Genomic DNA, 1,648 nt, shown 5'->3' with positions numbered 1-1,648 from the left:
ACAGAACGACATGGCTACGATCCGACTTCCTGATGTTAAAAAGCCAGGCCATGTCATCTAAAGAAGAAACCAAATGGAAATCTGCCTGATGTTTCGTTAATGCGGCTCTTACTTCCGCTAGTTTAGCACTTACACTTTGCCCTATATGTTCGTCTTCAATTAAAAAAGCGGCATCTGTAGGCAAAGCTGGTCTGTTTTCCCAAATGGGATCCAGGTAATCTTTATGGGTTAGCGTAATTCCTTTTTTTCCTAAGTTGAGCGTTAATAAATCTCCGGATAGAATGGACAGCAACTTCTCATCTGTCGCCACCACATCGCCTGGCGCTAAAGTATCGTTTAACCAGTCGATATATTCGGGCATATGCTGCACTTTCAATTTCACCAGTTCAAAACCACTATCTGCTAGTTGCTCTGCGGCTTGTTCGAAATACCTGGAATCCGTCCACAAACCAGCAAAATCCTGGGTAATTACTAAAGTTCCGGCCGAACCCCGAAAACCCGAGGCAAAGGGAATGCATTTATAATGTTTTGGCAAATATTCGCTCATGTGCGGATCGGCAGAAGGAATCAGGTACGCCTGTACATTATCTGCCTCCATTTGTTTGCGTATTGCGGTTAATTTTTCTTTATAGGTCATTGTATCGCAGTAATTGTTGTCAAACAAAGTTAGTCATTTCAAATTATTGGCTGTCATAGTGGTGTAGGAAGGCCTTAAATCCTGGGAAAACACTTTTGCAAATGTTTTGTTAAATCAGAAAACACTTAAAACCTACTATTATGAATTTTCCAGAGAACGAAAACGAGAATGTTCAAAACCAGGAAAACCTAAATCAGGAAAACCAAAGTCTGAATGATCAAAACCAGGACGAGCGGAGCCAGGAAATGGACGATAAAGAACAGTCGCAAACCAGTGAAGAACCATCTGAGTTTAGTGGCGTGATCCATGCATCGATGGAAGGAACAACCGAGCAGCAACCACTTGCTCAGGCCTATGACGCAGCACGGCCGTCGTATGAATTAGAAAGTGAAGAAGACAGTGAAATTGATAAGGAGAAAGATAAGGAATAGTATTTAACAGAATTGGTCTAATAGTTGAGCAAGTGATTAATAATTACAGTTGATCTTCATGGAAACTGTGTTAATTTTAATACTTTCGCAAACTTAAAGGCACAATTACCTGTATGAAAAAAATCTTACTTGTTATTTCATTTACGTTGATTTCTTTTATGGCTTTCAGCCAGCGCGATGGGAACTATAATTACAGTCTTGGTGTTCGCGGCTATAATTATACCCAGATGCCTAAATTATTCAACCAGTCAAATACGGATAATTATTTAACTTCCTATTTCAATAGTTATATCATCAAATTCAATGATAACCTCTGGAGTTACCGTTTAAACGGAAATTTTTTAAATAGAGAGGTTTCATTTGCTAACAATTGTGATAACTGCGAAGTGATCAATGGTCAAATGAAAGATATCGCCTTCAAAGTAGGATTCGAAAAGAATTTTAATTATTCTGTAATACAACCGTATTTTGCATTCGATGTAGGATACCGGTCAAATAAATTTGATGGCGAGGCTGAAAGTAATGCACAACCTGCCTATAACATCCAGTCAACCAAAGACGGATTTACAGTAACACCAAC

At 39.0% G+C, this 1,648-nt stretch carries 3 protein-coding genes; 2 read left to right on the top strand and 1 reads right to left on the bottom strand.

Going from position 1 to position 1,648, the window contains the following annotated elements; genetic code table 11:
* Nucleotides 1–637 (bottom strand): aminopeptidase P family N-terminal domain-containing protein (locus tag ACR2F3_RS03595; protein WP_432708610.1); only part of this gene is annotated, 637 nt, incomplete at its 3' end.
* A gap of 140 nt (nt 638–777) precedes the next feature.
* On the opposite strand from ACR2F3_RS03595, the gene ACR2F3_RS03590 reads away from it, so the two are divergent.
* On the top strand, nt 778–1,068 hold the full coding sequence (locus tag ACR2F3_RS03590) for a hypothetical protein (RefSeq protein WP_432708609.1): 291 nt from the start codon (nt 778–780) through the stop codon (nt 1,066–1,068).
* Nucleotides 1,069–1,181: 113 nt separating this feature from the next.
* On the top strand, nt 1,182–1,648 hold a 467-nt coding region (locus tag ACR2F3_RS03585), incomplete at its 3' end, for a hypothetical protein (RefSeq protein WP_432708608.1).

This window comes from Pedobacter sp., from assembly GCF_045627485.1.
In the GTDB taxonomy this organism is placed as follows: domain Bacteria; phylum Bacteroidota; class Bacteroidia; order Sphingobacteriales; family Sphingobacteriaceae; genus Pedobacter.
Note: the sequence above shows the minus strand (reverse complement) of the source record. Positions and strands in the feature narration are given on the sequence as shown.

What these genes read in the sequence shown, in the direction of transcription:
- ACR2F3_RS03590 (WP_432708609.1), top strand. Translation starts at nt 778, where the DNA reads ATGAATTTTCCAGAGAACGAAAACGAGAATGTTCAAAACCAGGAAAAC.